The organism is Aureibaculum koreense (genome assembly GCF_034296135.1).
Lineage (GTDB): Bacteria > Bacteroidota > Bacteroidia > Flavobacteriales > Flavobacteriaceae > Aureibaculum.
In genome coordinates, this window is the sequence record NZ_JAXKVV010000019.1 from 1 (window position 1) to 26,487 (window position 26,487).

The following is a 26,487-nucleotide window of genomic DNA, read 5'->3' on the forward strand; positions in this document are numbered from 1 at the left end:
TACAAGATAAAATTACTGAGATGGTAAACCAACTAACTCCTGAACTTATAAAATCTATCACCAGTTATCAATTATACACTAAAACATTTTTTGAGTATTTTTAAATCAGAAATGGTATAATATTGCCGGAAATAGTACGGGAACCCCAAGTGGCGGCTACTTTTCGCCATACCAAAATAAGCAACTAAAAGATAGTTCTGATGGGGAATATCTTACGGATAGATTGACGAATGAAACCATTCAATTTATTAAAGAAAATAAAGAAGCCCCCTTTTTTGCTTATTTATCGTTCTATACTGTGCATTTACCATTACAGGGAAAACCTGAAAAAGTAAAAAAATACCAAGATAAACTTGAAAGGATGAATTATGAAGGTGAAGAGTTTATTACGAATAACCAAATGCGATTTAAAAATCGTCAAAATGCACCCCATTATGCGGCTATGGTGGAGAGTTTGGATGAAAATATTGGACGTATTTTGAGTGCTTTGGATGAAGAAGGACTCTCAAAAAACACGATAATCGTATTCACTTCCGATAATGGCGGAATGGCTTCGGGCGGGGCAATTACCCCTACAACGAATGCCCCGTTAAAAGCGGGAAAAGGCTGGTTGTATGAAGGCGGTATCAAAGAACCTATGATTGTGCGGTGGCCTAAACAAGTAACTGCTGGCACAAGTTGCGATGAACCTGTAATAAGTACCGATTTTTATCCAACCTTACTAGACTTGGCAGAAATAGAATCAATTCCTAATCAGCATATAGATGGCCATAGCTTGAAACCTTTGTTATATGGCAAAGAACTAAAAGAGCGTCCTATTTTTTGGCATTACCCGCATTATAGTGGTGGTTTGGGTGGCCGTCCCTCAGGAGCAGTACGATTAGGTGCTTACAAGCTAATAGAATTTTATGAAGACATGCATGTAGAATTGTACAACCTTGAAAACGACATTGGAGAAAATAACGATCTATCAGAAACACTTCCTGAAAAAGCGAACGAATTAAAACAATTATTACATGAATGGCGAAAAGATATAAACGCCCAAATGCCTCTTCCCAACCCAAATTATAGTAAAAAACTATGAATAAAAAGCTATTGATCTTGATAAAAGTAGTTAGTAGTTGTTCTTTGCAGTGTATTTAAAACACAAAAGCCACTCAATTGCTTGAATGGCCTTCTATTACTAAGCTCCCCCTCTTGGGCTCGAACCAAGGACCCTCTGATTTTCAGAGATAATAGTTTAATTTTTCAAAATGTAACGTATTGTTTTTAGTTGTTTATTTTTGGGTAATGTTCAATCAAATGGCGTTTTCTTTATGAATTATTGGCTTTAAAAAGTTCGTTTAATGACCTTAAATATTTGATATACATCATTAAGGTTAAGGCTAAAACTCTGCACTATTTCAATACTTTTATTTCTTGAAGTACAAGTAATTTCACCAGTTTTTGGGTTGTGATTCGATATGTCTTTATGATAAATTCCACTTTCTGAAAGTATTATAAAACCATAATCATGATTTATGAAACTTTCTTTCCGTAAGTGCCTTCCTATTTCCCTACCTAAAACTAAAGCACCGTCTGGTGTATCATCAATACCACCCCCATTCATACTATGACCAACTATTTTGAAAGCCATATAATGACCTCTACCATATTTTGACACATTAAAGGTAACTTCTTCAAAATCTTCAAATTTAGTGCCATTCTCTAAAACTTCCTTATACGAAGCATAAACATCAAACGATAATAATTTTGTGGTAATATTTAGGCTTCCATCTGGGAGTTCTGTAAAAACATTTCCGTTGGTATTCTTTAACTCCTCTATTTCAATTCCCGTTAAAAACCAAGCCTCATTTACTTTGAAGTAGTCTATGATTGCTTTTAGATTACTTTCATTAGGGGTTGTATTATTGTTTATAATCCTACTTAAAACCGACTGACTTACGCCAGTTCTCTTATGTAGCTTGTAGGGGGTTATCCCTTTTCCATCTAAAAGTGCTTTTAATCTGCTTCCTATTGTTGTCATAGCTAATTGGTTTTAATTGTTTAGTTTTGGTAATATACAATCAAATTGCCTTTTATTAAGATTAAAACAAATGGCTAGATGCTTGAACTTTAAAAATCGATAGTATCTTTGATTTTTTAATTTGCTGATTCGGAAATTCGTCCTTTTTATTGTATGTTGGTTTGCTTATCTAAGTAAAATGGTCGTTATCCTTACCTTTCGATATAATTTTAATCATCCTGAATCCGTTGCTAGTAACAATAGCGTAAATTTCTCCCATAGGTAAAAACTCCATCCAGTCCTCAATTTAAATAAACCGATAGCGTCTCCATGCTTTATAACTTTTACCATTGATTGACCCGAAGCCCTTACAATAAAATCACAACCCACAAAAAACGGATGGGTCACATAAGAATCGGGTTTTGATTGCTGACTGTTTTCCACCTCTAAAAAACTAGCTGTAAAATCGACATCATAATATGGTGTGCCTTTTTCTGAATTATTTTCTTTTTCATAATCTATTTCTGGTTGACCAACCGTTAATTTTGTAAAGTTTTCCATTTCCATATTAAAACTTTCAAGAAACTTGTTTAAAAAATTTGATGAAGTTGGTATTTTAGCATTAATTAATCTTGACACTTGACCCTCACTATACCCTGTTTTTGCTGAAATTTCAGCTACTGGAAATTTTAATTGCAATTTCCTTAGCTAATTGAAAAATAATATTGTTTTTATCTTCTTTAAAATCAGTCATTTATAATTTATTATTAAAATAAGTTCAGTTTTCTTGCAAAAAAACTTGTTACTTGCAAAAAACTTGTTTTATTTATGGTAAACAAACAAATTAACATAATAATATTTAAAAACTAATTGGTTTTTCATTAAAATACTCCTTTTATAGGGATTGTAACCATCTTTTAACGCTTCAATTTCATCATCATAAATTATTTTAGTCGTGTTTCTCCTACTTTCAAGCGTATCATATTCATTCCTTTTACAACAATAGGGTTTGTTAGTTTAGGTAGCTAAGGGTCATAAAAGTAGTATTGTATTCGCCATTTAAGGCTTAAAGCGGACTTTCCGCATGTTTTCCAATTTTTTGGATAGATAGACGGATTTGAACAATAACAGCTGTTAGGCAGTTCTATTCTGATTCTTTTTTTAGGCATGAGGAGTAGTTTAAATTATTGACGTAATTATTGACCCTTTAAACTACAATGTTGAGAAATGCACTCTTTAAAATAGCGGAAAGCCTTATGTGGTGTGGCTTTCCGCTTTGCTCCCCCTCTTGGGCTCGAACCAAGGACCCTCTGATTAACAGTCTTAAAAGTTTGTTTTTCATATAGTTACATTTAGTTTCTTTTGTTTTGATTTTCAGTATTTTATGATTTTTTGTTTTGTATTTGGTTGCAGAATATTTACATTTAATAGCTCATTTGTCGTACCTATGTTGTACCCAAGTAATTTATATATCAAAATTTATGGCTTCAGTTAAGATTATTTTAAAGAGAAAAATATTATCGGATGGAACATATCCAATTTATCTTCGAGTAACAAAGGATAGAGATTCCAAATTTTATAAAACTCCATTTAGTTCTAAAGATGATGAATGGAAATCTTCAATAGGTAGTTTTAATAAAAGAAAAGAGAATTATATCCAAAAAAACAGACTGTTATTGAAATTCAAAGATAGAGCCTTACAAATTCTAACAGAGCTGGAAATTGATAATCCTGACTATACCATTTTAGACTTTGACAGCAAGTTCAGAATTACGTTTAATCCTTTAAAAAATGATGTCTTTGCATTTTGGGATGAAATTATAGAGGAACAAACTAAAGCGGGACGTATTGGAAATGCAAAAGTCAATAACGATGCTAAGACCTCAGTAAAAATATTTCATCGATTCAAAAAGTTATCTTTCAAAGAACTAAATCCTACATTTTTAAATAAATATGAGGTGTTTTTAAGGTCTAGAGGCGGAACAGATGGCGGTATTGGTGTTAAGATGAGAGCCATTAGGGCAATATTCAATATGGCCATTCAGCGTGGTTTGGTAAAGGATAGCTTTTATCCTTTTAGAGTCTATAAGATTTCAAAGCTTAAAGGAAAGTCAGCAAAAAGAGCCTTAAACTTTGAAGAAATCATGGATATTGTCAATCTGAATTTAAAAGATTATCCTCATTTGATTAATACTAAGAATTATTTTGTCTTTAGTTTTTATACACGTGGAATGAATTTTAAAGACATGGTAGAGTTGGAGTGGAGCAATATTCATTCTGGTTGTATACATTATGTAAGATCTAAAACTAAAGGTAATTTTAGAATTAAAATTCTCCCACCTGTTCAAGATATTTTAGATTATTATCAAATGAATGGATATGGAAATAAATATGTATTCCCTTTCCTTTACAGAGAAGATTATACGCCAATACAAGTTGCAAATAGAAAACATAAAGTGCTAGGAGTTTACAATAAGCAGTTAAAAGAGCTTGCGGAATTATGTGATATTAAAAAGAACATTAGTAGCTATGTAGCGAGACATAGTTTTGCCAATTGTCTTAAACAAAAAGGTGTGGCAACTGATATTATTAGTGAATCTATGGGGCATCAAAATTTAGCTGTTACTCAAGCCTATCTCAAAGATTTAGATACAGTAGTTTTAGAGGAAGCTGCTGAGATGTTGTTGTGAGTGGAGCATAATTAGTTTACGGTCTCTTTTACAACTAGGATTAAATATTACATTATTTATTCTCAATTGAATAGCGATATAAATCTCATATGACTATTCTTCACTATCATCAAAATAATCAAAAGAAAAGTCTGAACCTAACATTTCTAGTCTCTCAAATCGATCTTTTTTATTTTTAATTTCTTCGTATAGCATATCAACTTCATCTCCAAGTTTTTCCGATTCTAGCATATCCAAAAGACATTTAATAAGATAATTTTCATCATAATCACTTAAATCAAGAGGTTTAATTTTATCTATAAAATTATAGAAATTGGACTGTTTTTTACATTGAATAAGGTTAAGTAACACTTCTTTTTTTACTAAATCTGCTTTTTCAAAAGTATAATCTTTTGTTAAAAATATTTTAAATGATTTAGAATAATTTTTTACCTCGTAAGTGTAAATATTGAGCCTATGGGCTTCATTAACGAGAACACTATATAATTGAGAAGTTATTTTACCAATTATTTTACCGATAAATTTCTTTATTCGATCATCATTGGCGGTAACATTAAAGAATTCATTACTTATTTTTATGTCGAGATTTTTTTCTATAAAAGTGATTAATCCTTTCTTTTCTTTAGAGAGCTCATAAACACTTGATAGATTAAACCTATCATACCTCATAGTTTTATAAAAATTTGAAAGTAATTGAAGAAATTCATTATGGGTGTTAGCTAAGGTCAATTCGTGTTTTATCTTTACCCTTTTTAATAGTTCTAAATGATTATGAGTAATAATACTTTTTTCTAACTCAATAGCATTTTTTATGTCAGAGTGTTCAATTAAAATTACACTTATTTTAAGAAGCCTTTCAATTCCAATAGATATATTATATAGAAAGTCGAAAATTTCATCCTCATTATAAAAAGATTGCATCTGATGAAAACTCAACAAACCATTGTAGATAAAATTTCCTGAAATTTGAAGTTCAGTTCCAAGATTAAAATTTTTCCAAAACTCTTCTTTTGTCATCTATTATTCTTTGGCAATATAATTCCCCCAACCTATAGGTGTTATTTGGTGCATTTTCATAAAATCTAATGCATTTAAAATGTCCTGATCTATAAATTGTTGTTTTTTTCGATCACTCCACTTATAAAAACTTAGGATTAGGGTGGCGTTATTAATCTCTTTATTTTCTATAATTCTATTATTCCAAATAGCGTATAAAGTAGAGATGGCTTCGGTTTGTTTTAAGTTTAACGGAGCAAGTAAATCTATTAATTTATCTAATCGTTCTCTAAAATTTTGTGGTAAACCTTTATATGCGGTTTCAGATTCTATCGTACTTGACGTGGTTTTATAAACAATATGCTTGTGTCCATTTACAATATCTGAACTAACATTTACATGATTGTAATTTTTAAATTTGCCTTCTATGTAATTTAAAAGACATTCGTTATGTGGTCCTGCGGCATTTCTAATATATAAACCACCTAACTCTCTTTTACAATAGTATTCTGATAAGTGCAATACCTTTTGAAATTTTGTACGTCCCATACCTGGGCTTTTCTCCAGCTTTTTAATAATATGAGTACCTATAATTGTAGCTGAATTATCAATTGGTTGTACTACGGTCATCTTAAACGTTTCTTCCATATTATAAGACACCCCATCTTCTGCCACCATTGCAAGCTCTTCGTTAACCGACTGCTCAGCTTCACCCACCGTAACTTGACCATTCATTAACATAGGCAATAACCAATCTCTTAATTCGGTTAGTTTTTGGTTTTGTCGCAAGTTATTCGCTATTAACTCATTAGAAGGAATTATTTTTTCTCCATAAGTTGTGAAAAGTTTATTATTTGGGATCGATATTTTAAGTATTGACAAATCTTTTGGATAAACATGAGGTTGTGCAGATCCCCTTGCTTGATTTAAGATATATTCTTGTCGCAATTTTAAAAATTGCAGAATAACTAGCGTTTCGTTCTCCGAGTTTCCTCTAACGGTTGTACAATCATTGGCAAAAATCGGCTCTCTCCAAAAATTAACAAAACCTGCATTAGCACCTGAACCACTTACGGTAATTGTATTCTTTTCTCTATTTGATTCTGAATGTAAGTATGAATAATTGATTCCAGCAGATACTACTTTATATTTACCATTCAAATCTGCTGTTTTTGCTGTAACTAATTTTCCTCTCTTAATTTCCGAAATAACACCTAATTCCTTGACTTCCCATCCCTCAGGAATCTCCCGTTTTAACACCTTATTATATACCATCTTACCGCCAGATGACTTATATGGTTTACCATTGGCATCAGGAAAATCAAATTGTACAAACCAATAATCGTAAAGCGTTTTTGCCATCGCTTCTAACTCCTGGTTTATTTTGTTATTGACTTCTATTTTTACTTCTAGATCGGAAAGAACTTTGGCTATTTGCTTCTGCTCTGTTAGAGAAGGAAGGTACAATGGTATTGATTTAATAACATCTAAAACTAAAGTACATCTTTGTCCACTTCCTCCTGCGTTACATTCAAAATATCTTTTTGAAAACTTGGTTTGCAGCCAATAATTTAGAAATCTTCCACTTAATTTGTCTTCAAATGGTGTGATGAGTGACAAATGATACCCTAAAACTACATCACTAAAATCCTCTGAAATATAAGTTGGTATTCCAATATCATCGGGCTTTTCACTATCTTTGGTGATAGCTACTTGACCTTCTCTCAGTATAAATTTCTCAAAGGCATTTTCAGAACAAGACGCAATCATAAAATCTGTTGCCCTTTCTTTATTAATAAATGAGTTTTTGTAAACATCCGTATAGTTGCATAAGCGAACAATTCTTTCATTCTCTTTAGTTTTTTTGTCAACATTGCTAAGTTTAATATTGGCAACATCAATCAACTTTTTTTGTTGCCAGCTATTCATATCTCAACTCTTTTAAATTATTTTGAATTTCTTTTTCCAAACTTTTACTTTCAGCAAAAAGGTTTTCTAAATTACTTTTAAAGCCTTTCATTTTTGTAGTAAATTCATCTGCGGTAATGTCAGTATATTCAATTTTTATTTCAAAATATTGCCCAGCACTTAAGCTGTAGTTCTTGGTTTTTATTTCGTCGGAACTTACTACTACTGAAAAATCATCTTCGGCTTTTTTATTGACAAATGTGTCTATAATCTTTTGTTCTTCTTTTGGTTCTAAAACTGTTTTTTGGTTTTTACCTTCTTTTATGGTTCTCCCTAAATTACTTGCATCTATTAATACTACATTACCATCGTTTTGCACATCTAAAAACACAATAGAGACATTAGTACCTGTAGTGGCAAAAATATTACTGGGCATGCTTACTACGCCTGCCAGCATTTTGCGTGCTATCATTTGCTCGCGTATGCGTTTGTCTATTCCCGCTTGTGCGGTAATAAAACCTGTGGGTACTACTATGGCCGCTTTTCCTTCTTTTGGGTGTAAACTGCCCATTATATGTTGCAAAAACAGACTGTAAATAGCCATTTTGTTTTTGGCTTTCTTGGGTACATTGGGTATGCCCGCAAAAAAACGATCTTGGTTTACTTTTTTGTTCAGCTCATCTATATCATCACTAAAATCTAACTTAAACGGCGGATTACTAACGATATAGTGGAATTTTTCATCACGATAATATGGGTTGGTCATCGTATTGCCCTGTATTACATTTTGAATACTGTGGATCAAACCGTTTAACACCAAGTTTAAGCGTAATAAATTGGAAGATTTTTGCGAAATATCCTGCGAATACACTGTGCATTTATGAGCACCAATAGCTTGTGCCAAAGTCATTAACAGTGTCCCAGATCCCGCACTGGGATCGTGTATTTTTCTACTTGGCAAATCATCAGTTACCAGAATTTTTGCCATTATTTCTGAAACGGCGTGTGGTGTATAATATTCTGCATATTTCCCACCAGAATCGTTGTTGTAGTCTTTGATTAAATACTCAAAAATTGTAGAGAAAAAGTCAAAACCTTCGCTCATAACATCCTCAAAGTTAATATCTTCTACCAACTTATTAATCAATGCTTTTGCAAAAGCATCTCGTTTGCTACTTACATACTCTGTAATAGGCTCAAATAGCTTAATTTTTACACCGTCTGGTGTTGCCACCGCAAATAATTTGTTGTTTTGGGCAGCTATATCTATAAGTGTTTCGTCCAAACGTTTTGCAAAATCGGGTTTGTCTTGCCTGTTAAATAAATAGGGAATTAAATGTTGGGGCTGTAAAATGGCAATATCACTTTCTAATTGAAATTCCAATTTTTTATAATCATCTTTGGGCAATCCTTTTAAAGTTTCTACCCAATTTTCGGTTTCAAAAATCTCTGGCCGAGCTTTTCTAAGCTCGTAGGTAAATTTATCATTAAAATATTTGTATAAAAATATCTGTGTGATAATTTTAAATTCGTTTCCATCATTACCCAGTCCATAATTAGCACAAACGGCTTTTAAATCGTCAATAAGTGCTTTGGTTTGAATAATATGCTGAGTGGTTTTGTTTGCTGTCATACTGCTCTGTCGTAATATTCGTCTAAATATTCTTTAACTATTATGTTGCTAATAAACATAGTGGTATCGTAATCTAAAGATTGGTATAATGTATTGCCAAATTCTTTATCTACCAACCTTGCCACTTGTTTAGTAAAATAATTTTCATTGTTTAATATATCGTTGCGTTGCAATACGCTAAGGTCTGTTTGCTCTTTAATATGTTGAAGGGCTTCAATAATAGCGGATTTTACTTTTGAAGGTTTCCCTGCTTCTAATAAACGCTTTTGTACCCGTGCATATTTTTTATCTCCCTCATATTTATCTTGTAGCAGAGCATTTTTTCTGTTAAGCTCTGTAATAGCTTCATGAATTTGTTTTAATGAGTTCATATTAGCCTGCATATCTTCTTGGGTAACTTCACTTAAATTTTTATTTTTGAAGAGGCGTTTTAATTCGTCGTATAAACTTAACCATTCAGGATCTTTGGTATCAAAATTATTGGCTAATGCTTCTCGGGTTTTTCTTAAAATATCTTTTAAAGCATCACCCAAAACCATTTCGGCTTCACCTGTTTTTTTAAACTGAAAGAGTACATCTTCAAGTGCTATATTCAATAAATTTGAAACTTCTTCGCTATTGTTTAAAGCTTCTTTCGCATTTAATAAGGCTAACCTGTCATAAGACATAATGCGTAATGCACCCAATTTTCTAAAGTCTAGCGTAGCTAACAATTCATATTCACCAACCAAACGGATAACGTTGTATAAGGATTTGGCTTCTTCCAATGCTTTTCTGATGTTAAGCATTTCGCTACGATTAGTTATTTGAGAGATTTGATTAGAAAAATTCTCTGAGTTTTTTAAATCGAAATCGGCAAGCGTTTCTTTTATCTGTTGAATTTTTTCTACCATCTCATCACGAGACATAAAAAGATTGGAATAATTCTCCAACTCGTCTCCTAATACTTCTTGAAGCTCATCAAAATAGGCACGGTTGGTTTTATCAAATTCTTTAGAAATGTCAGCAAAATCAACTACATAACCATATTTATAATCTTTATAGGTTCTGTTAACACGAGTTAAGGCTTGCAATAAGTTATGACTTTTAATTATACGACTTAGATATAGTTTTTTAAGCCTTTTAGCGTCAAAACCAGTCAAAAGCATATTATACACAAACAAAATATCTATTTTCCCAGCTTTAAAATCATCTCTCCATTTTTTCAATTCGTCTTTGCTTCCAGAATCATATAAAATCAAAGCTGTTTTTTTGACTTGACTTTCTTCTTTTAAAATATCGCCATACGATGCATTTGATTCAGCTGCTTGTGATAAATCAATTGAATCATCATCATATTTCTTATTAAATATGGCGTGTAATTGTACTGCCTGCTCACTGCTATCACAAATAACCATAGCACCAACTGTTGGGTCTGAATTTCTGATTCTAAACTGTTCAAAATCAGAAATAATATAATCCAACATCGGTTCGACAAACGAAGGATGGGCGTATGCCTCTTTTTTGTGGATGTCTCCTCTTTTGACATCAATATTATCTAGGGCAGTCTTTAATAGAATTTTATATTCCGTTTCAATTTCTTCTCTTATGAGCTTTAACGTGTAACCGTCAGCAATGGACTTATTATAATAATATTTATGAATATAATCTCCAAACAGGTATTTAGATTTTAAGGTATCACCAATTAATGGAGTTCCTGTTAATCCTATTTTTATAGCATTTTTATCGCTCTGTTCTAAATTGGCTAAAAAACTACCTTCGGGATTGTAGCTACGATGTACTTCATCTAGAAAATAAACCCGCTGTACATTAATGTCATAATCGGTTTCATTACTCGCCTTTGTGTCATCTTTAAATTTCTGAATATTTACAACCGTAATTTCTTTGATTCCTTTGTCATTATTTACTGCACTTTTTTTGCGTAGGTCTTTTAAAAATTCATTTCTTAAATTTACAGTATGTACTTTCAAACCTCTTGCAGTAAACTCATCTCTAGCTTGTGTTAATAGATCTAAACGATCCACAATAAAATAAAATTTTGGAACTTTATTTTGCTTTTGGTAATAGTCCGTTAAATGATGGGTGTTGTAATATGCCAATGCTGTTTTTCCACTTCCTTGTGTATGCCAAATAATACCTTTACGAATGCCGTTATCTAATGTGTCCTCAATGGCTTTTGTAGCAAATAATTGAGGGTATCGCATAATATGTTTTTGCAAACCAGTTGTTTCCCTAACATATGCTAAGGAATACTGCAACATGAATTTCAATCGGTCTTTGCTTAAAAGCGATGTTAAAATTCTATTGGTTGGTGATTCAGGGTTTTTGTTGGTATTAAATTCAGGACTATTTTTTAGCGTTTGGTAATTGGTATCTTTTAATAAAAAATCTTGAACCGACTCATCTAATGGTTGTAATTCATTCATTAAATTAAAACCAATTTCTTCTCTGAAATAATTAAAAATGGGCTTTTTATAAGATGGTGAAGCGTAAAAAGCACCTTGCCAAGGTTCAATCTCTTCTGGATCATACTCCATGTTATTTGAAAAGATCATAAACTGAGTGATGTTCACAAACTTTCTAAACTTTTTATTTTGAAAACGCCTGTTTATTCTATTGCGTTCTGCTATAACACCATCTTTGTTATTTGGTTTTTTAACTTCTATAAATACCAAAGGCATTCCGTTAATTAATGCAATTATGTCTGGTCTAAATTCGTCTTCACCATTTTTGTAAGTGAGTTCAGTAACCACATTAAAGGAATTGTTGCCTAAGTTTTCAAAATCGATTAAACGAATACCAGAACGTTGTGTAAGCATATCGAAAAATGATTTTCCTAAGTCCTCATTCTCCAAAGACAGTTTAACCTCAAGATATAACCTATTCAAATCAGGTTCACTTAAGTTTGGGTTAATTCTACCTACAGACTCTAAAAATATATCAGTAAAAATATTAGTGTCAATATCCCATTTTGCCGTTTTTAACGAAATATATTTATACCCTAATTGCGTAAGGTGCAATATTGCAGGAAGTTTTACTCTAGAGTCTTCGTTTTGGTTCATTTTGCTATTGGTAAATTAATACACTTTTTTCTTATATTTTTGAGATTAATTGTTCTTTGATTAGCTCATAACCTTCCCTTTGGTCATATTCAATACCTGGTCTTAACAATGCATAGATATCCCCTCCAAAGTCTGGGTTTTCCATTTTTTCTTCCATATTCATTAAAAATTGCTTTTGTGTAGGTGATTGTCCTTTAGAGAAATCCATATACTTTTTGTAACTATCGATTAATTGTTGGGTGTCAACATTTAGTTCACTAATCGCATAATACAAATCAAATAAGTCTCTTCCTTTTTTTCTTTGGTATAAAGCTCTTAGTTTAGTTGCAAGTAATTCTTCTATAGTAAAAGAGTTCATGGTGCAGCTACCAGAAAACCATCCATTTTCCATTTTATGGGTGAGTTCTGTATAGCCCATTACGGAAAAATGCTCTCTAGTATTAATTTCTATCTTTAATCTTAAATTAATAACTGGTGCAATTTCTGATTCAAACCGGTATGAAACGGTATTCATATTTTCATTTTGCTTAGTCTTTATTTTAGCCCCAAGAAAAGTAAGCTGTTTTCTAATAGCTTGAATAATCGGGCCAATCGAACCTTCCTTAATTTGAACTAAATCGATATCCTCAGAATAGCGTACTTGTGGTTTTAGGTAAATTTTATGTAGTGCCGTTCCCCCTCTAAATGCCAAATGTTCTTTTAGAAAATTATCAGAGAATAATTCTATTAAAGCTCTTTCAATTACTAAGTCTTGCTCCACTTGTGCATCATTAGGCCAAGGTGCATTAGTTTTCCACTCTGTTATATATCTTCTAGGTATCATTAAAAGTCAATTTCTGTATTAATGATGAGATTCCATTTCTCGTCTTTTACTTCATTACCATTGTTATGAGAAAGAGAAAGTTTGGCTGTATTCGTTTTGTTTTGCCTTGTAAATTTAAAAAGACCATCAGAAAGTTTATTTTCTGAGAATTGGTCTAATAAATATCCCAAACGCTGAACAGTTGGCATTGCGGTTTCCTTAGTTATAGTATTTAATTTTTGAGATTTCATATTTTCGGTTAGCTCCACTAGAATAGGAATAACTCTATTTAACCCTCCAATTTGTTTGTGATAGTGAACTAAATCAATAGCCGTTAATTCTTGTGATGAAATTTGGATATATCCAGCATCTGTCTTTTTTTTAACAAGCCAGTCGTTATGCCAACTATTTTTAGTAAAAAAACTAAGATGCTGTTTGTTATTCTTTATAGTTCTAATAGGTGGTTTATGAATCAATATCTGTGATTCCATAGGCTGTTGATGCCCAGCTCCATGTAATGCAGCTGCTGAATATAACCCGAGATAATAGTCCCTTTTAAGAAATTTCATCATATCATCTATATAATATGTGGTAGGCAAAATACCTTGATGCGAATATTCTGGGGTAACAATTACATAAAACTCTTGACGAACTTGAGCTATACTGTTTTCTTTTTTAAGTCGATGTAATTTTTGTGATATGGCTTTATTGTTTTTTTTGCCAAATTTCTCCCTTAACTCCTGTAAGCTAAAGGCATATCTTCCTTGAGATTGGATTTCATGAAGATACTCAGAAATAGCTTGGCCAGTCATTTAAATTAGTTTGCGTAAAACTACAAAATATGTAGTTAATTGCAAACTAATTTTAAACTATTTGTTTAATTCTTGATTCTTCCATATTTCATACTCTTTTCTTGCTTTCTCATTTTCTGAGAAAAATGCTTCGATATGATTGTCGTATTCAGCTACTCCTTTTTCAAAGCCAATTTGTTCCACTTTACTAGAATTTGATTTTGTATGATATGCATATAAGATCGATACCAATGAAAATAACATTGAAACTATAAAAATTATAATTGCCCATTTTGGATAAACACCTGCTCTTTTAAACAAACTTTCAAGCCTTCCATATTGATTCTGTTGAAAGTTTTGAAGTTTTTCAATCTCTACTATATGCTCATTTAAAATTGATTTGGCAGGAGCTAAGTCAAAGCCAATTTTCAATTCTTTACATTTTTATTTATAGCTTCAAGCCTATTAATATCTCCTCTAAACTCTTCCATCTCAGATACCAGAAGTTCCATGTATTCATTTATTTTTGTCATAATATATTATTTTTAGATTCCTATTCCTTTATCTATCGTGTGTTCAATTATTTTTTTTTAAGTTTTTTAGTAATATCAAGTGCCAGTTTTGGTGCTAATGAAATGTTATTATTCAAAATTTTCAACGGTGGTATTTCATTATCTAATGATTTTGAGTTTGAATAAAGCTGTTGACCTATCTTAGCACCAGACATTGAACGGTGTACTTCACTTCCTTTGAGATTATAATTATCAAACTCAAACCTAAAGCCTTGTATCGTATTCGCTTTATTTACTGAAGGAATAACGGTTACACCATTTACCCTCATACATTCAATATAATCATCAAAAGATTTTGGAGCAAATTGCTTGACCGTCAAGTCATGTCGCCGTTTAATTTCTCTACGCACATCTTTAAGAAGAAATTCCTTTTCAAATTGCACCTGCTTAACGGTAGTCAGCTTCATGTCTTCTGCCACTCTTTCAGCAGCTAATTGACTTTTTTTTCCGACAAAGCTGTCATTGTATGCTTTTCCTTTGAAGTCGATCCTGTTGACATATAAATGAATGTGTTTGTGCTTTTTGTCCTGATGGACAAAAGCGATAGCTTGCCGTTCGCCCAATTTCATTTGAGCGATAAATTTTTGAGCTATTTCATGTAAGTCTTTTATTTTTAATTTTTCTCCGTCTTTAATCGTTGGACTAATAATAAAAGACAACGTATTTTTCTTGCACCTGTAGTTCATGTCTTGAACTATTTTAAATTCTTTCGAAATCTCTGAAGGAGAATCCCCAATCAAATGTTGCTTCAAAATAACTTCGGCATCTTTTTCCTGATTCCAACCATAGGAGATAGAAGCAGTTGTTTGCGATATCGCTTTACCTTTTCCAATCACTTTCTAAACTTTTTAAGATGTAACCTGATTTCATCTGCCAATTGATGTACTTTTTCGGAAAGGTTGGAATCTCGTTTTTTATACATATTACCGATTGACTTGAAATTATTATGATAGTTTACTAGCATTTTATAAATGTCGATTTGTTCATCGGTTAATCGTTCTATTATTTTTTCTTCAAAGGCAACTTTTCGAATATATTCGCTTAAAGTTAATCCGCATTTTTTAGCTTTTACTTTTAAAAATTTTTTCTCAAAATTGGTGCATCTAAATTTGATGATTTGACTTTTACCTTTAAAAGACTTTTTGACCCTGCGACCATCGGGAGCAGGCAAGGTTGTTTTTGTGGCAACAAAAACACATCTTGCCCCAACGTCCGACAAAACACTTTCTCCAGATTCTAACTTCAGTTCTAAAAAATCATTTTCTAGATTTAAGTCTAAATCGAGAGTGAAATTTCTTTTAAGGTTAATTTCATTTTGTTTTCTTATTTGCAGTTGCCTTTTACGTTCAAGCTCTCTTTTCTGCTTAAGTTCCAACTTTCGATCTAAATTTTGATTTCTACGCTTATTATATCTTGGATCTTCACCATATCTTACGTCCATAACATTAATTTTTCGTTTGCATCTTTAAAATCCTTATAAATGAATCTTCTGTCTATGCTCCATGGAATATTTTCAATAATAAATTTGGTAGTTACATTTCCGGAATTATCATTATCTAGGTAAAGTTCAATATCTCTGTACTCCTTAATAGTTGTGATTATTTGCTTAGCAAATGCAATAGAGTTCAATATTATTATGTCATAGTCATTTATGCCCTCTTTTAAAATTGAAGCCAGTGAGAAAAGGTCAAACATACCCTCGGTTAGTAATACCTTGTCATTACTCTGTTTAATATAACTATAGGTTTTTGGAGAAGTAGATGTTTTGAAGTATTTATTTCTTAGTTCCCATCCACCTAAATGATTTTGCAGGCCAATTGCAAAAAAGGGTTTCCCTTTGTTTTTATACCACACTTCTTTACAGTAAGTTTTGGCAATATTTAGATTTGTTTTTCTTGATTCTAAATATTTTATCAGACCAAAATGCTGAATCAATTTTATTTGTTGAATTTCTATTTTACCTTTTTCTTTCTCAAAAATCGCTGGCTGATGAAAAGAAAAATCATTAATATTACTTGAAAGGAAAACTATGGCTTCTTTTACACTACATTGTTTTAGCTTAATAACCAAATCTATTACGTTACCTCCTTCGAATGTTGCGAAGTCTATCCAATAGTTTTGCTTTACTGATACTTTAAAAGAGGCTTTGGTTTCGTCCCTGAAAGGGCTTAGAAACCACAACGCTTCTTTTTCCGTTGTTCCTTTGGGATAGTGTCCAAATTTAGCAAGAGTGTCAACGATGCTAAGATTTCGGACTTTATCACAAATGGTTCTTTCTTTTTTCATTGGTGTTTGTTTTTTTAGATTATCTGCTACCTACTTACCTAAGCCTTTATTTTTAAGGGTTTACTTAATAAATAGATGTTAATTTTATCTTACCTCAATTACCAAAAAGGTAGGTATGGTAACTATTAGGTAAGTATGATTATATATAAGTTACCTTGTGCTGTCATTAGCATTTACCATGTTTTGAATAAATTAAGTGAATAGGTACCTTAATATTTAGTTTTTGAAAATTCCATTTCCCAAGGTGAATCCTTATAAAGGGGTTTAGCTAAATAACCGTAAACCTGTCTCTTAGGATGTTTAACTTTTTGAAACTTAAACCCTGATAATGCTCTTCCGATATTAATTGCATTTAATCTTACGTTAAGACATGTCAAAGAAACTAACACGTCTGAAGCGGTAACAAAATCATCCAATTCATTAGATTTTTTATAGTACTTTATAACCAACTCTTGTTCAGTAGTAAGTTTGGTGTATTTTTTATTTCGTTCTTCATTTTCCTTAATATCATTTAAGGTTAGTTCAGGATTGAAATTAGGGTCATGATATGCTAAATGATATGCCTGCGTCCAAACATCTTTAATATCTATTTCTTTTGAATAGCTAAAATCTATTTTGTCCAACAATTCAAAACATAACCATCGTACTGAGCCAGTCTCATCATTTAAAAATGAAGACATATTAGTAGATCCAAGGAAAGAACATATTCGTGGTAGTGTAGTATTCTTTCTGTCATATGGTAAGCGTTCATTTATAAATGTTTTAGAAAAGAATGCTTTTAAGGCATTTACATCTTTTTTAGACAATACAGCTAGTTCATCGAGATTGTAGATGAAATTTCTACACAATTGAATTCTAGCATCTTTATCGTTGCTAATATCTTCAGCCATATATTCTGACAATTCAGGTGGACAAATAAATCTACACCATGTTGATTTTCCTGAATTTTGCCCCACATGTGAGATAATAAAAGCCTGTTTATTGAAATACTTGTCTTCTAAGGCACATTTTACAGCTCTAACTAACCATTTTTTTAAATGATACTCAAATGCCTCCTTTTCATACACAGGTACATAAGATGCCAGCTTTTTTATATAATCTTGACCATCCCATTTTTGTAATGATTCAAAATATTCTCTGATGGGATTATACTTAGGTATATATTCTGAACGAATTAAAATTTCTAGTTTGGCCGTACTAATTTCGTTTCTAGCTTTTGCTAACTCAATGATAAGTGAGTTAACATTTAGATACTGCCAATCTTTTGAGTTTTTTAGAGAAATCTGAAAATCGTGGGAAATTTCATTATATAATATATCGTATTTCTTATCTAAATACTTTAGAACAGTATCATAGATAGTGTCTTTTTCTTGGTCTTTAACCCTATATAGATTTTTGTTGTATTCTTTCATGGCAACTATCTTTTGTTTTTCAATAGCTGTTCATTGAATTTCTGTTCAATAAAATCATCTGATAAATTAGGTTCACCAAGTAACCAGGCATCAATTTCCTTTTTATTGAAAAATAATTGACGAATGTGCTTATTATTTCCTGAAGGAATTAATTTAAGACTTGAAAGTTTGTAGATTTTACTCTTCGATAAGCCAGTATAATCAGAAAGGTCATCTACATTAAATACATTTTTATTACGTGCAAGTAAGCCTTTAATATCTTGAAGAAGACCTACTACATTTTTCTGCTCATTCATAATTTTTAAATTTTAAAATTAATAATGAGTAAAAAGCTTTTTACTGTTTGAATTCGAAGTCAAAAGTAAACAAATGACAATAGGTTTTTTAGGAAAAACTGGCTGAACTGGCTTTAATGTTAGTTTAAGAAAGGTAATCTTTTACAAAAAAACGTGCATTGTCTGAGCAATATTTTTTTAGAAGCCAATTATCGTAAGATTGTTTTAATCTTTCAATTTTAATTGTCTCACCATTTTTAAGAAATTTAGATGTGATGTAATTAAATAATTCGTCAAGGGCTTTGGGACTTAAATCATTAATACCTCCTTTAATTAAATAATGAAAAAGAAAAAAGATTGCATGGTAAGATACTTTACCGCTACCACCAATGTAAATATTGTTAATTTTAAATGTGGGAATTTCGTTAGTTAGTGCTTTTTTAAGATCTACTATATTACATTCAAAAATGTATTTATTTACCAAATTTGAAGTTATAGATTCTAAATCTAAATTAGTTTTGAAAATTATGTATTTTAATTTATTCGCGTCATTTTTATGTATTTTGGTCTCTAACATTTTTTTAGCATCTAGAAATCCACTAGCTCCAATAAGACCGAAAAAACAAATTGATAGGTATAAAATACTATAAATGGATTTGCTTTCAATACTTAAATCATTTAGTAAAATAAACATTGGAAGTACATAAGTTAAAGTAATGACTAAAAGTAAAAATGAAATAATACTTGATTTATCTTTTAGATTCTCCTTAAAGTGTCTATCAATTTTATTTTCGAAAATTAATTTTGGGTATAAATAGGTGCGATAGATAATGTCTCTTATTATGTCTGATAATTTTTCCATGATAAATAGATTTATAGTAACTTGCTACAATATACAAATAAATGAAGTTAAAAGAAAAACGAAATTTTGAAGGTCGAATATCAATATATGGTAATTACTCTTGCCTTAATCCTAAACTTGGTACTGTATAAAATATAAAGCTAGTTTGTTAAGGTGACAGTTGCCTGATTTAAAGTGATTTAATTTTTTTGTTTATATTTAGCTAGAATATTTCTTCGAAAAGAAGAAATGTCAATTGATTATCCAACAACCCAGCCCTATGAAAACGATTATTGTATTATTTTTTGTGTCAACTTCTTTTTTATGTTTAGCACAAGAAAAGTATAGAGTTGTATATGATTATAAAAGTGAAAATGTGAATTATTATCATTTAAATAAATTAAATCAAGTAGATGACACTTTAGCAAAACCCAGAATAAAAAGAAATAGCTTGATAGAAATTCAGTTGCAGAATGTAAATCCGTTTGCAGTTGATGTAATATCAAATATTAAAGAAGAAGAAATTCATAACTCAGGACAAGGCTTTAATTTTTCATCTCTTCTCGGTGGAATTGGGTCTTTTGCAGGAGATAATCTTAAATTGAATCTTGATAAATTACCTACGGACAGTATTTTTGGAAAGAGTTTAAGTTCAAGAGGAACAAACATTGATAATAAATTTTCTCAATTAAATAGTATATTAACTAATATCTCAGCTGTTAAAAATACTTTTGTTTCCAACCTTATAAATCCCAATTTTGACAAGGATAATATATATGATAATCTAATAAGTGCAGCTAATAGCATCGAAGATTCTAGGTTGGCCACAGATCCTAAAGATAATTTTTACATCTTTCTTTCCGAGCTAGAGCAAATTGTTCTTGAGGATAGTAGCGAATTAAGTGGTGAAATTTCTCAAATAATAAGCGATTTAGAGAAGAATGCTGATGACCAAGCAGCCTTATCAAGAGGAGATATAGTTTCAATGAATTCTAAAATATTAAACTTAGAAGGTATTCGTACTTCACTTGGGGTTTCTAAAAGTAAATCTAATGAAAATTTAAATAAAATTAGATCACTTTATAGCAAACTAGATGCGGCATCATTTGTAAATACATATGATTATCAACTTCTAGCTGATAAAGTTAATATAGAGCTAAAATTCATTCAAAGTGATTTTTCGAAGGAAGCCGATGATGATAAAAATAAATCTACTTTAAAAACTAGGAATATAAAACTGTTCTCTAAAGGTGGTTTTAAAATAAATACTAGCGTTGCTCTTACATTGAATAATTTTGGTTCTAATTCTAAAGATTTTTATATAAGTGAATCTAAAACTATTGGGGCGGATAGCAATGATTATTTTGTTCCTAATTTGAGTACAATGATTAATTTTTACCCTGTAGCTGGTGAAAATTTTAACATAGGTGGAAGCTTTGGATTGTCTATACCCATTTCTGATGAGATTGGTGGAATTAACTTCTTGATTGGACCATCTTTATTCTTCGGTAATAAAAGTAGGTTGTCTTTGTCTGGTGGAGTCGCTTATGGACCCGTAAAAAGGTTAACCAATGGGTTGCAAATAGGAGATTCTACCGCTTTTAATGATGTTGATAAGGTTACCAAAAACGTTTATGACTTTGGATACTTTTTTGGTATTTCCTTTAGCCTATTTGATGTTAAATAATTTAAATTTTTGTTATGAAAAACCTTACACTATTTATTCTTTTGTTTTTCTTTTCAATATCTCATGCTTCTGAAAAATATGCTCTAATTGTTGCTGTCGGTGATTACCCTTCTAAAACAGGATGGAATAATATTAGCTCTAAAAATGACGTACCTCTAATAAAGCAAACTCTTTTGAGTCAAGGGTTTAATGAATCTAATATTACTATCCTTATAGATGAACAGGCAACCAAGCAAGCTATTCTCATGGCTTTGAAAGAATTATATGATAAAACCTCAGAAGGTGATATTATTGTTTTTCATGTTTCGGCACACGGTCAACAGATAATAGACGAAAATGGAGATGAAATAGATGGATTGGATGAGGCTATTATACCATATGACGCTTGGGCAAAATACACCTATAAATATAAAGGTGAAAATCACCTTCGCGATGACGAGCTAGGTGTAATTATCGCAAATTTGAGGAATAAGTTGGGTAAAACAGGACAAATACTATTTTTACTTGATAGTTGCCATTCTGGTTCAACAACAAGAGGAGGGAAAGCTAGAGGTAGTATGTCGGCTTTTGTTCCTGATGGTTGGACTCCTAAAAAAAATGGAACTAGTAAGGGTAGCGATATGTTTGAAAAAGTGAAATTATCTTCAAATTCATCACCTTTTATTCTTATTTCTGGAGCTTCAGCTAATGAATTAAATTATGAACATGAAGGCGTTGGCTCTCTGAGTTATTCTTTTTCTAAAGCGATGAATGAGTTGGGAAACGATTTTACCTATAGACAATTGTTTTCTAAAATTCAGGTTATAATGAATGTTATATCGCCTAGACAAACACCTACAGTAGAAGGTGATGTAGATTACAAACTTTTTAAAGGAGAATATGTTACTCAACAACCTTATTTCGAAGTTATTTCGATCCCTAGAATAAATGTAATTAACATAAGGGCTGGTAAATTACAAGGATTGTTTAAAAATACTACTATTTTTTTATTGCCTTCAGGAACGACAAACGTAAAAGAAGATAATATAATTGCAAAAGGAACTATAACAAATACAAAATATAATGAATCTAGTATAAAGTTAGATAGGGAAATTAAGGATAGCAATGAAAAAAAATATTGGGTTTTTGTAGATCAGCCGTCATACAGTGATATATCTTTAAAGGTGTTTTTTGACAGTTCGATACAAGATGAATCACTAAAAGATGGTATTTCTAGTTTTTTAAATAAAAATAACTTAGGCGAAGTAGTTAATGATACACTTCAATCTGATGTTATTTTAGCAAAAGATAAAAAAGGAGAAGTAGTATTTAACATCGCTAAAGATAAAATGCAAATAGATAAATTGGTAAAACAAAGAGAAGAAGATTTACTTTCAAGTATTCAAGAAAAACTGTTCAATTTTGCACAAGGGCAATATATTAAAGGACTAAGTATGAAAAACTATGATTATGAGTTTGAGTTCAAATTGATTCCTGTTGATGTTGAATATGATGAAATTAAAGAAAAAGTGGAATCTTTGAAAGCTATTCTTCCAGAAGATACTTATATAAATGAAGCTGGTATTTTTGAAGTTCAAGCAGAAAAAGATTTTGTTTTTTTACAAGTAACTAATAGAAGTAACACACCTATTTACTTCAATATTATAGAAGTAAATAGCAAAGGAGAGATAAATCCATTTATGCCAACTGGTGATTGTAATTTAAACAATAATGAGCGTTTATTAGCACCAGGAAAAACAATGTTATTTAAAGATTGTTATTACTCTTTCGGACCTCCTTATGAAAGATTAATACTTAAAGGGTTTGCCACACCTACTCCTATTAACTTTCAATTTGGTTCGAAGACAAGAAGCAGTAGTAATCCTCTAGAAAAATTTATGGGAGGTACATATTCTCATTCCAGAGGATCTAAAAGCACTAAAACGTCAAAAAGCATGAAAGTCTATACTACAGAGTTTGTTTATGAAATTGTTAAATAATAATTCTATATACAATGAAAAATGTAATTATAGTTTTGGTATTAATATTTATTTATAAATGTGAATTACAAGCTCAACTTTCACAAAAGAAACTTTTTAGTAAGGATAAAGTCTATTTACAATTTAATAATTTAAAAGGCAGTTCGTTTTCTCAAGTTCAAAATGACAAATTTCTTTCTTATAAAGAAAATGTGCTCCAGATCTGGTCTTTTAATGAGAAAAAATTACTACATGAATACAGTTTTGAAAATTCAATCGATGTTTTCTTACAAAATTCTGAAGCTATAATAATTGAATACAAAGATGAAGAAAATTTAATAATAAGAAAGCTAAATCTTGAATCAGGATTATTAATATCTAACCCATTAAATAAGAGTGAATCAGAAGAGTTTAATAATAGGTATAAATGTGATTGTGAATATTTTGAAAACTTAAATTCATGGTTGTGTTCGGATAGAGAAAATGGTATTTGGGAGATTAAACATGAAAGTCTAACTGTCAAAAAACTATTTACATTCAGCAAAAGAGAAAATAGAGATAGAGCTTTGTTAAAAATTTCTAAACACAATAAGAAATTAATTGTTTCACATGAAAGTGTTGATTATAAATATGGGCATTTAAAGATAGATTCTAGATCAATTGAAAATGAATATTTTGAAAAGGTCTTAAAGGATAGTATAGTTAGTTATAATACTGAAAATGGAACCTTAAAAAGAGAGTATAACTTAGAACAAGTTAGTAAAACATTTTTTTCTAGGCAAGAAAAAAATCTCTTCTATATGAAGAATGATACACTTTATTCCAATAGTTTAGATTTTCACAAGCAAAAAGCACTTTTTTCATTTAATAACCAAGATTTAAGCAACTTCAATCTTTACGACATAAAGATTAATAGAAATTATGTTTATCTCTTTTTAGAAGATATTTCAACAAATAAAAATTACGAAATTGAAGATATTCATGGCAGAATAATTAAAATAAATATTGACAATGTCAATGAATACAGAGTATATAATAATCCTTTTGCCGTGCTCCTTAATTTGCCTAGAGCAAATGGGCATATTGTTAATGATTTGGGGTTACATGATCTAACAGGTATGAGATTTTTAAATTTAGACACTCAAGAAGTCAAGCATTTTGAATCAGGGATAAATACTTATGAAGAATTTTCGGAATTAAATTCAATTAATATTAATTCAAAAAGGCTTAGCATCAATAATCAATACTATGATTGGCTGGATACTAGACCTTTAAATTATAATGATAACCGAATTGGAGTTAATTATCTAAGCAGAGATAATTCAATTGATGATTATTTTGTATTCACTAATACTAATGATGAAGAGATTCTTTTTTACAAGAAATCTTTTGGGAGAATAAATAAAATGAAATTTAAGTTTCTTGCAGCCGACGAAAATTTTAAACCATTATGGGAGAGTAATGAATATGAAATGGATAAAAATTTTCATTATAAGACAAGTGAAAACGGAGATTACATAATTATATTTGATTTCACTTCGGAACAGTTAAAGAATAATTTTTTCCTTTTTAATACAAAAAAAAGAAAATTAGATGTAATAAGTTTACCTGACACAAAAAATAATGAATTAACTTTTAATCCTTTTTTTTCACAGTCCAATGATAAATTTGGAATACCTATGAGGACAAAAAAAGGAACTTATATTACTTATATTTATGATTCCTTAACTCAAACTTTATTAAATAAAATTGATGGGGTAATAAGTGCTATAGATAAGGAAGGTAATTTATATAAATCACATTATAATTCTGATATAAGTTTTTCAAATGGAATTTCAATAATTGATCCTTACACAGGCAATGTTAAAAAAGAGATTAAATCTATAAATGAAAACCCAGTGATGCATAATGTTTATCTTTTAAAGAACTACGTTATTGCTCCTTCATTAAATCATAATATACATATATGGAAAAATAACGAAACTTTACCCTCAGCAAATTTCAATTTTGGATCGAATATAAGTTCAATAGATGAATTTTCAAATAGAATATTTATTTTATTAGAAAATGGAGAAATTAGGGTGATTAGTAATAATTCACTAAAGCTTGTTGTAACAGGTAAAATATTTAGTTTAAAAAATGGTTTTGGAGATAAGCAACATGCTATTTTATGGTTTACACCGGACGGGTATTATATGGGTGATAAAGAGGTAATAAAGAATAGTCATTTTGTCTATAATGATAAAGCCACTTCATTAAGAAGTTTTGACTTAATATTTAATAGACCGGATATAGTTTTAGAAAGACTGAAGGTTTCAGATGATAATATGTTAAAGGTTCTTAAAAACATCAGTAGAATTAGACTGAAAAAGTACGGTTTCCATAATGGGGTTAATTTTTCAAATTTGAAGTTGCCAGAAATAATAATTTCCAATAAAAATGATATTAATCCGATTGTTAGTAAGGATGTTGTGAAATTGTTTATTTCTGTTGACGCTGGTCTTGATATCTTAAAAGAAATTAAAGTTAACGTAAATGGTGTGCCTATCAAACATAATATTTCTGTAAAGAATAATCATAGAATAGAAAATGATTCTTTAGATGTGCCATTGCACTTTGGTGAAAATACAATTAGTATTAGTGCGATTAATAGTAAAAATATAGAAAGCTTGATTGAAACTATTTCAATCAAGAATACAAAAAAAATAGTTAGCCAAATATATTATATTGGTTTAGGTGTTTCAAAATATAAAGACACTTCAATGAATTTGACTTATGCACGAAAAGATATTAATGACATTGCCAAAAAAATGAAATCTAAGTATAAAGAAAGAATAATAATAGATACTCTTTTAAATGAAAAAGTTACGAAAGAAAATTTTTTAAAATTAAAAAAAACAATTAGTAAAGCTAATGAAAACGATGTTGTCATTTTATCTTTTTCAGGTCATGGATTAATAGATGAATTGGGTGATTTTTACTTTGGGACAAATGATATTGACTTTGAAAATCCATCACAAAAAGGCATTGACTTTAATGATATTGAAATGTTGTTTAATAGCTCTAGTGCTAGAAAAAGATTGGTTTTAATGGATGCTTGTCATAGTGGAGAATCATTAAGTGAGTATGGAATTAGTCTTGAAGAAAGTTTAGACGAAAATGTGGTTACCTACACAACGAAAGGGTCAATTGGCTCTTCGATTGGTAAGAATAATGACTTGCAAATACAAAAATATAATCAAATGCTTTTTTCTAATCTCAATAATATGACAGGTGCAGTTATAATTGCTGCATCTGGAAATAAAGAATATGCTTTTGAGGGGGCCGAATGGGAAAATGGAGTATTTACTTATACTTTTTTAAAAGGGATATTTGATTTAGGTAACCCTTTTGAGAATGAAGGTAAAATTAGAATATCTAATCTGACGAATTATATTGTCAAAAATGTTTATCAATTAACCAAAGGTTTACAAAACCCAAATACAAGGTCAGAAAATATAGATTGGGATTGGAGTTTTTGATTAAATTAGAATTATTCATAATTGCATTTTTATTATCACTTAATAGGC

At 30.5% G+C, this 26,487-nt stretch carries 19 protein-coding genes and 1 pseudogene; 5 read left to right on the forward strand and 15 right to left on the reverse strand.

The window, feature by feature from the left end; genetic code table 11:
* Positions 1-121 precede the first annotated feature (121 nt).
* Positions 122-1,084: a sulfatase gene (locus UMM65_RS13645; protein WP_321977340.1), complete on the forward strand. Its 963-nt coding sequence runs from the start codon at positions 122-124 to the stop codon at positions 1,082-1,084.
* 246 nt (positions 1,085-1,330) lie between these two features.
* On the opposite strand, the gene UMM65_RS13650 is transcribed toward UMM65_RS13645, so the two are convergent.
* Together UMM65_RS13650 and UMM65_RS13655 are read right to left on the reverse strand one after the other, a co-directional pair.
* Positions 1,331-2,026 (reverse strand): helix-turn-helix domain-containing protein, encoded by a 696-nt coding sequence (locus UMM65_RS13650; RefSeq protein WP_321977283.1) that lies wholly within the window; start codon positions 2,024-2,026, stop codon positions 1,331-1,333.
* A 213-nt stretch (positions 2,027-2,239) separates the two neighbouring features.
* Positions 2,240-2,704: a hypothetical protein gene (locus UMM65_RS13655; protein WP_321977284.1), complete on the reverse strand. Its 465-nt coding sequence runs from the start codon at positions 2,702-2,704 to the stop codon at positions 2,240-2,242.
* 782 nt (positions 2,705-3,486) lie between these two features.
* Between UMM65_RS13655 and UMM65_RS13660 the strand changes: the two genes are divergently transcribed.
* Positions 3,487-4,695, forward strand: a complete 1,209-nt coding sequence (locus tag UMM65_RS13660) for a site-specific integrase (RefSeq protein ID WP_321977285.1) — start codon at positions 3,487-3,489, stop codon at positions 4,693-4,695.
* A gap of 93 nt (positions 4,696-4,788) precedes the next feature.
* Here UMM65_RS13660 and UMM65_RS13665 read toward each other — a convergent pair whose 3' ends face one another.
* From UMM65_RS13665 to UMM65_RS13725, 13 genes and pseudogenes are all read right to left on the reverse strand, one after another.
* Positions 4,789-5,712: a hypothetical protein gene (locus UMM65_RS13665; protein ID WP_321977287.1), complete on the reverse strand. Its 924-nt coding sequence runs from the start codon at positions 5,710-5,712 to the stop codon at positions 4,789-4,791.
* 3 nt (positions 5,713-5,715) lie between these two features.
* Complete coding sequence (locus tag UMM65_RS13670) at positions 5,716-7,620, reverse strand: restriction endonuclease subunit S (protein ID WP_321977288.1); 1,905 nt, start codon at positions 7,618-7,620, stop codon at positions 5,716-5,718.
* Positions 7,613-9,232, reverse strand: a complete 1,620-nt coding sequence (locus UMM65_RS13675) for an HsdM family class I SAM-dependent methyltransferase (protein WP_321977289.1) — start codon at positions 9,230-9,232, stop codon at positions 7,613-7,615. The genes UMM65_RS13670 and UMM65_RS13675 overlap by 8 nt, the downstream gene beginning before the upstream one ends.
* A complete protein-coding gene (locus UMM65_RS13680; protein ID WP_321977291.1) occupies positions 9,229-12,294 on the reverse strand; it encodes a type I restriction endonuclease subunit R in 3,066 nt (1,021 codons plus the stop codon). The genes UMM65_RS13675 and UMM65_RS13680 overlap by 4 nt, the downstream gene beginning before the upstream one ends.
* Positions 12,295-12,325: 31 nt before the next feature.
* Positions 12,326-13,117: a nucleotidyl transferase AbiEii/AbiGii toxin family protein gene (locus UMM65_RS13685; RefSeq protein ID WP_321977292.1), complete on the reverse strand. Its 792-nt coding sequence runs from the start codon at positions 13,115-13,117 to the stop codon at positions 12,326-12,328.
* Positions 13,117-13,908, reverse strand: a complete 792-nt coding sequence (locus UMM65_RS13690; protein ID WP_321977294.1) for a type IV toxin-antitoxin system AbiEi family antitoxin domain-containing protein — start codon at positions 13,906-13,908, stop codon at positions 13,117-13,119. Before UMM65_RS13690 ends, UMM65_RS13685 begins: the two co-directional genes overlap by 1 nt.
* A 57-nt stretch (positions 13,909-13,965) precedes the next feature.
* A pseudogene (locus UMM65_RS13695) lies at positions 13,966-14,420 on the reverse strand (DUF6730 family protein).
* A gap of 47 nt (positions 14,421-14,467) precedes the next feature.
* Entirely contained in the window at positions 14,468-15,295 is an 828-nt protein-coding gene (locus tag UMM65_RS13700) for a relaxase/mobilization nuclease domain-containing protein (protein WP_321977296.1), read from the reverse strand.
* Positions 15,292-15,900 (reverse strand): mobilization protein MbpA, encoded by a 609-nt coding sequence (mbpA, locus tag UMM65_RS13705; RefSeq protein ID WP_321977297.1) that lies wholly within the window; start codon positions 15,898-15,900, stop codon positions 15,292-15,294. The genes UMM65_RS13700 and mbpA overlap by 4 nt, the downstream gene beginning before the upstream one ends.
* Entirely contained in the window at positions 15,891-16,745 is an 855-nt protein-coding gene (locus tag UMM65_RS13710; RefSeq protein ID WP_321977299.1) for a toprim domain-containing protein, read from the reverse strand. The genes mbpA and UMM65_RS13710 overlap by 10 nt, the downstream gene beginning before the upstream one ends.
* Before the next feature lie 209 nt (positions 16,746-16,954).
* A complete protein-coding gene (locus UMM65_RS13715; protein WP_321977300.1) occupies positions 16,955-18,157 on the reverse strand; it encodes a VapE domain-containing protein in 1,203 nt (400 codons plus the stop codon).
* A 5-nt stretch (positions 18,158-18,162) separates the two neighbouring features.
* The gene (locus tag UMM65_RS13720; RefSeq protein ID WP_321977301.1) at positions 18,163-18,453 is read right to left on the reverse strand and encodes a helix-turn-helix domain-containing protein; all 291 of its coding nucleotides are present in this window, start codon (positions 18,451-18,453) and stop codon (positions 18,163-18,165) included.
* 124 nt (positions 18,454-18,577) lie between these two features.
* Complete coding sequence (locus UMM65_RS13725) at positions 18,578-19,294, reverse strand: hypothetical protein (protein ID WP_321977302.1); 717 nt, start codon at positions 19,292-19,294, stop codon at positions 18,578-18,580.
* Between the two features lie 259 nt (positions 19,295-19,553).
* Here UMM65_RS13725 and UMM65_RS13730 point away from each other — a divergent pair, with 259 nt between their 5' ends.
* The 3 genes from UMM65_RS13730 to UMM65_RS13740 are packed head-to-tail and all read left to right on the forward strand — an operon-like array spanning position 19,554 to position 26,439.
* Positions 19,554-20,960: a hypothetical protein gene (locus UMM65_RS13730; protein ID WP_321977303.1), complete on the forward strand. Its 1,407-nt coding sequence runs from the start codon at positions 19,554-19,556 to the stop codon at positions 20,958-20,960.
* A gap of 14 nt (positions 20,961-20,974) precedes the next feature.
* Positions 20,975-22,939, forward strand: a complete 1,965-nt coding sequence (locus tag UMM65_RS13735; RefSeq protein ID WP_321977305.1) for a caspase family protein — start codon at positions 20,975-20,977, stop codon at positions 22,937-22,939.
* 14 nt (positions 22,940-22,953) lie between these two features.
* A complete protein-coding gene (locus UMM65_RS13740; RefSeq protein ID WP_321977306.1) occupies positions 22,954-26,439 on the forward strand; it encodes a caspase family protein in 3,486 nt (1,161 codons plus the stop codon).
* Positions 26,440-26,487: the final 48 nt, after the last annotated feature.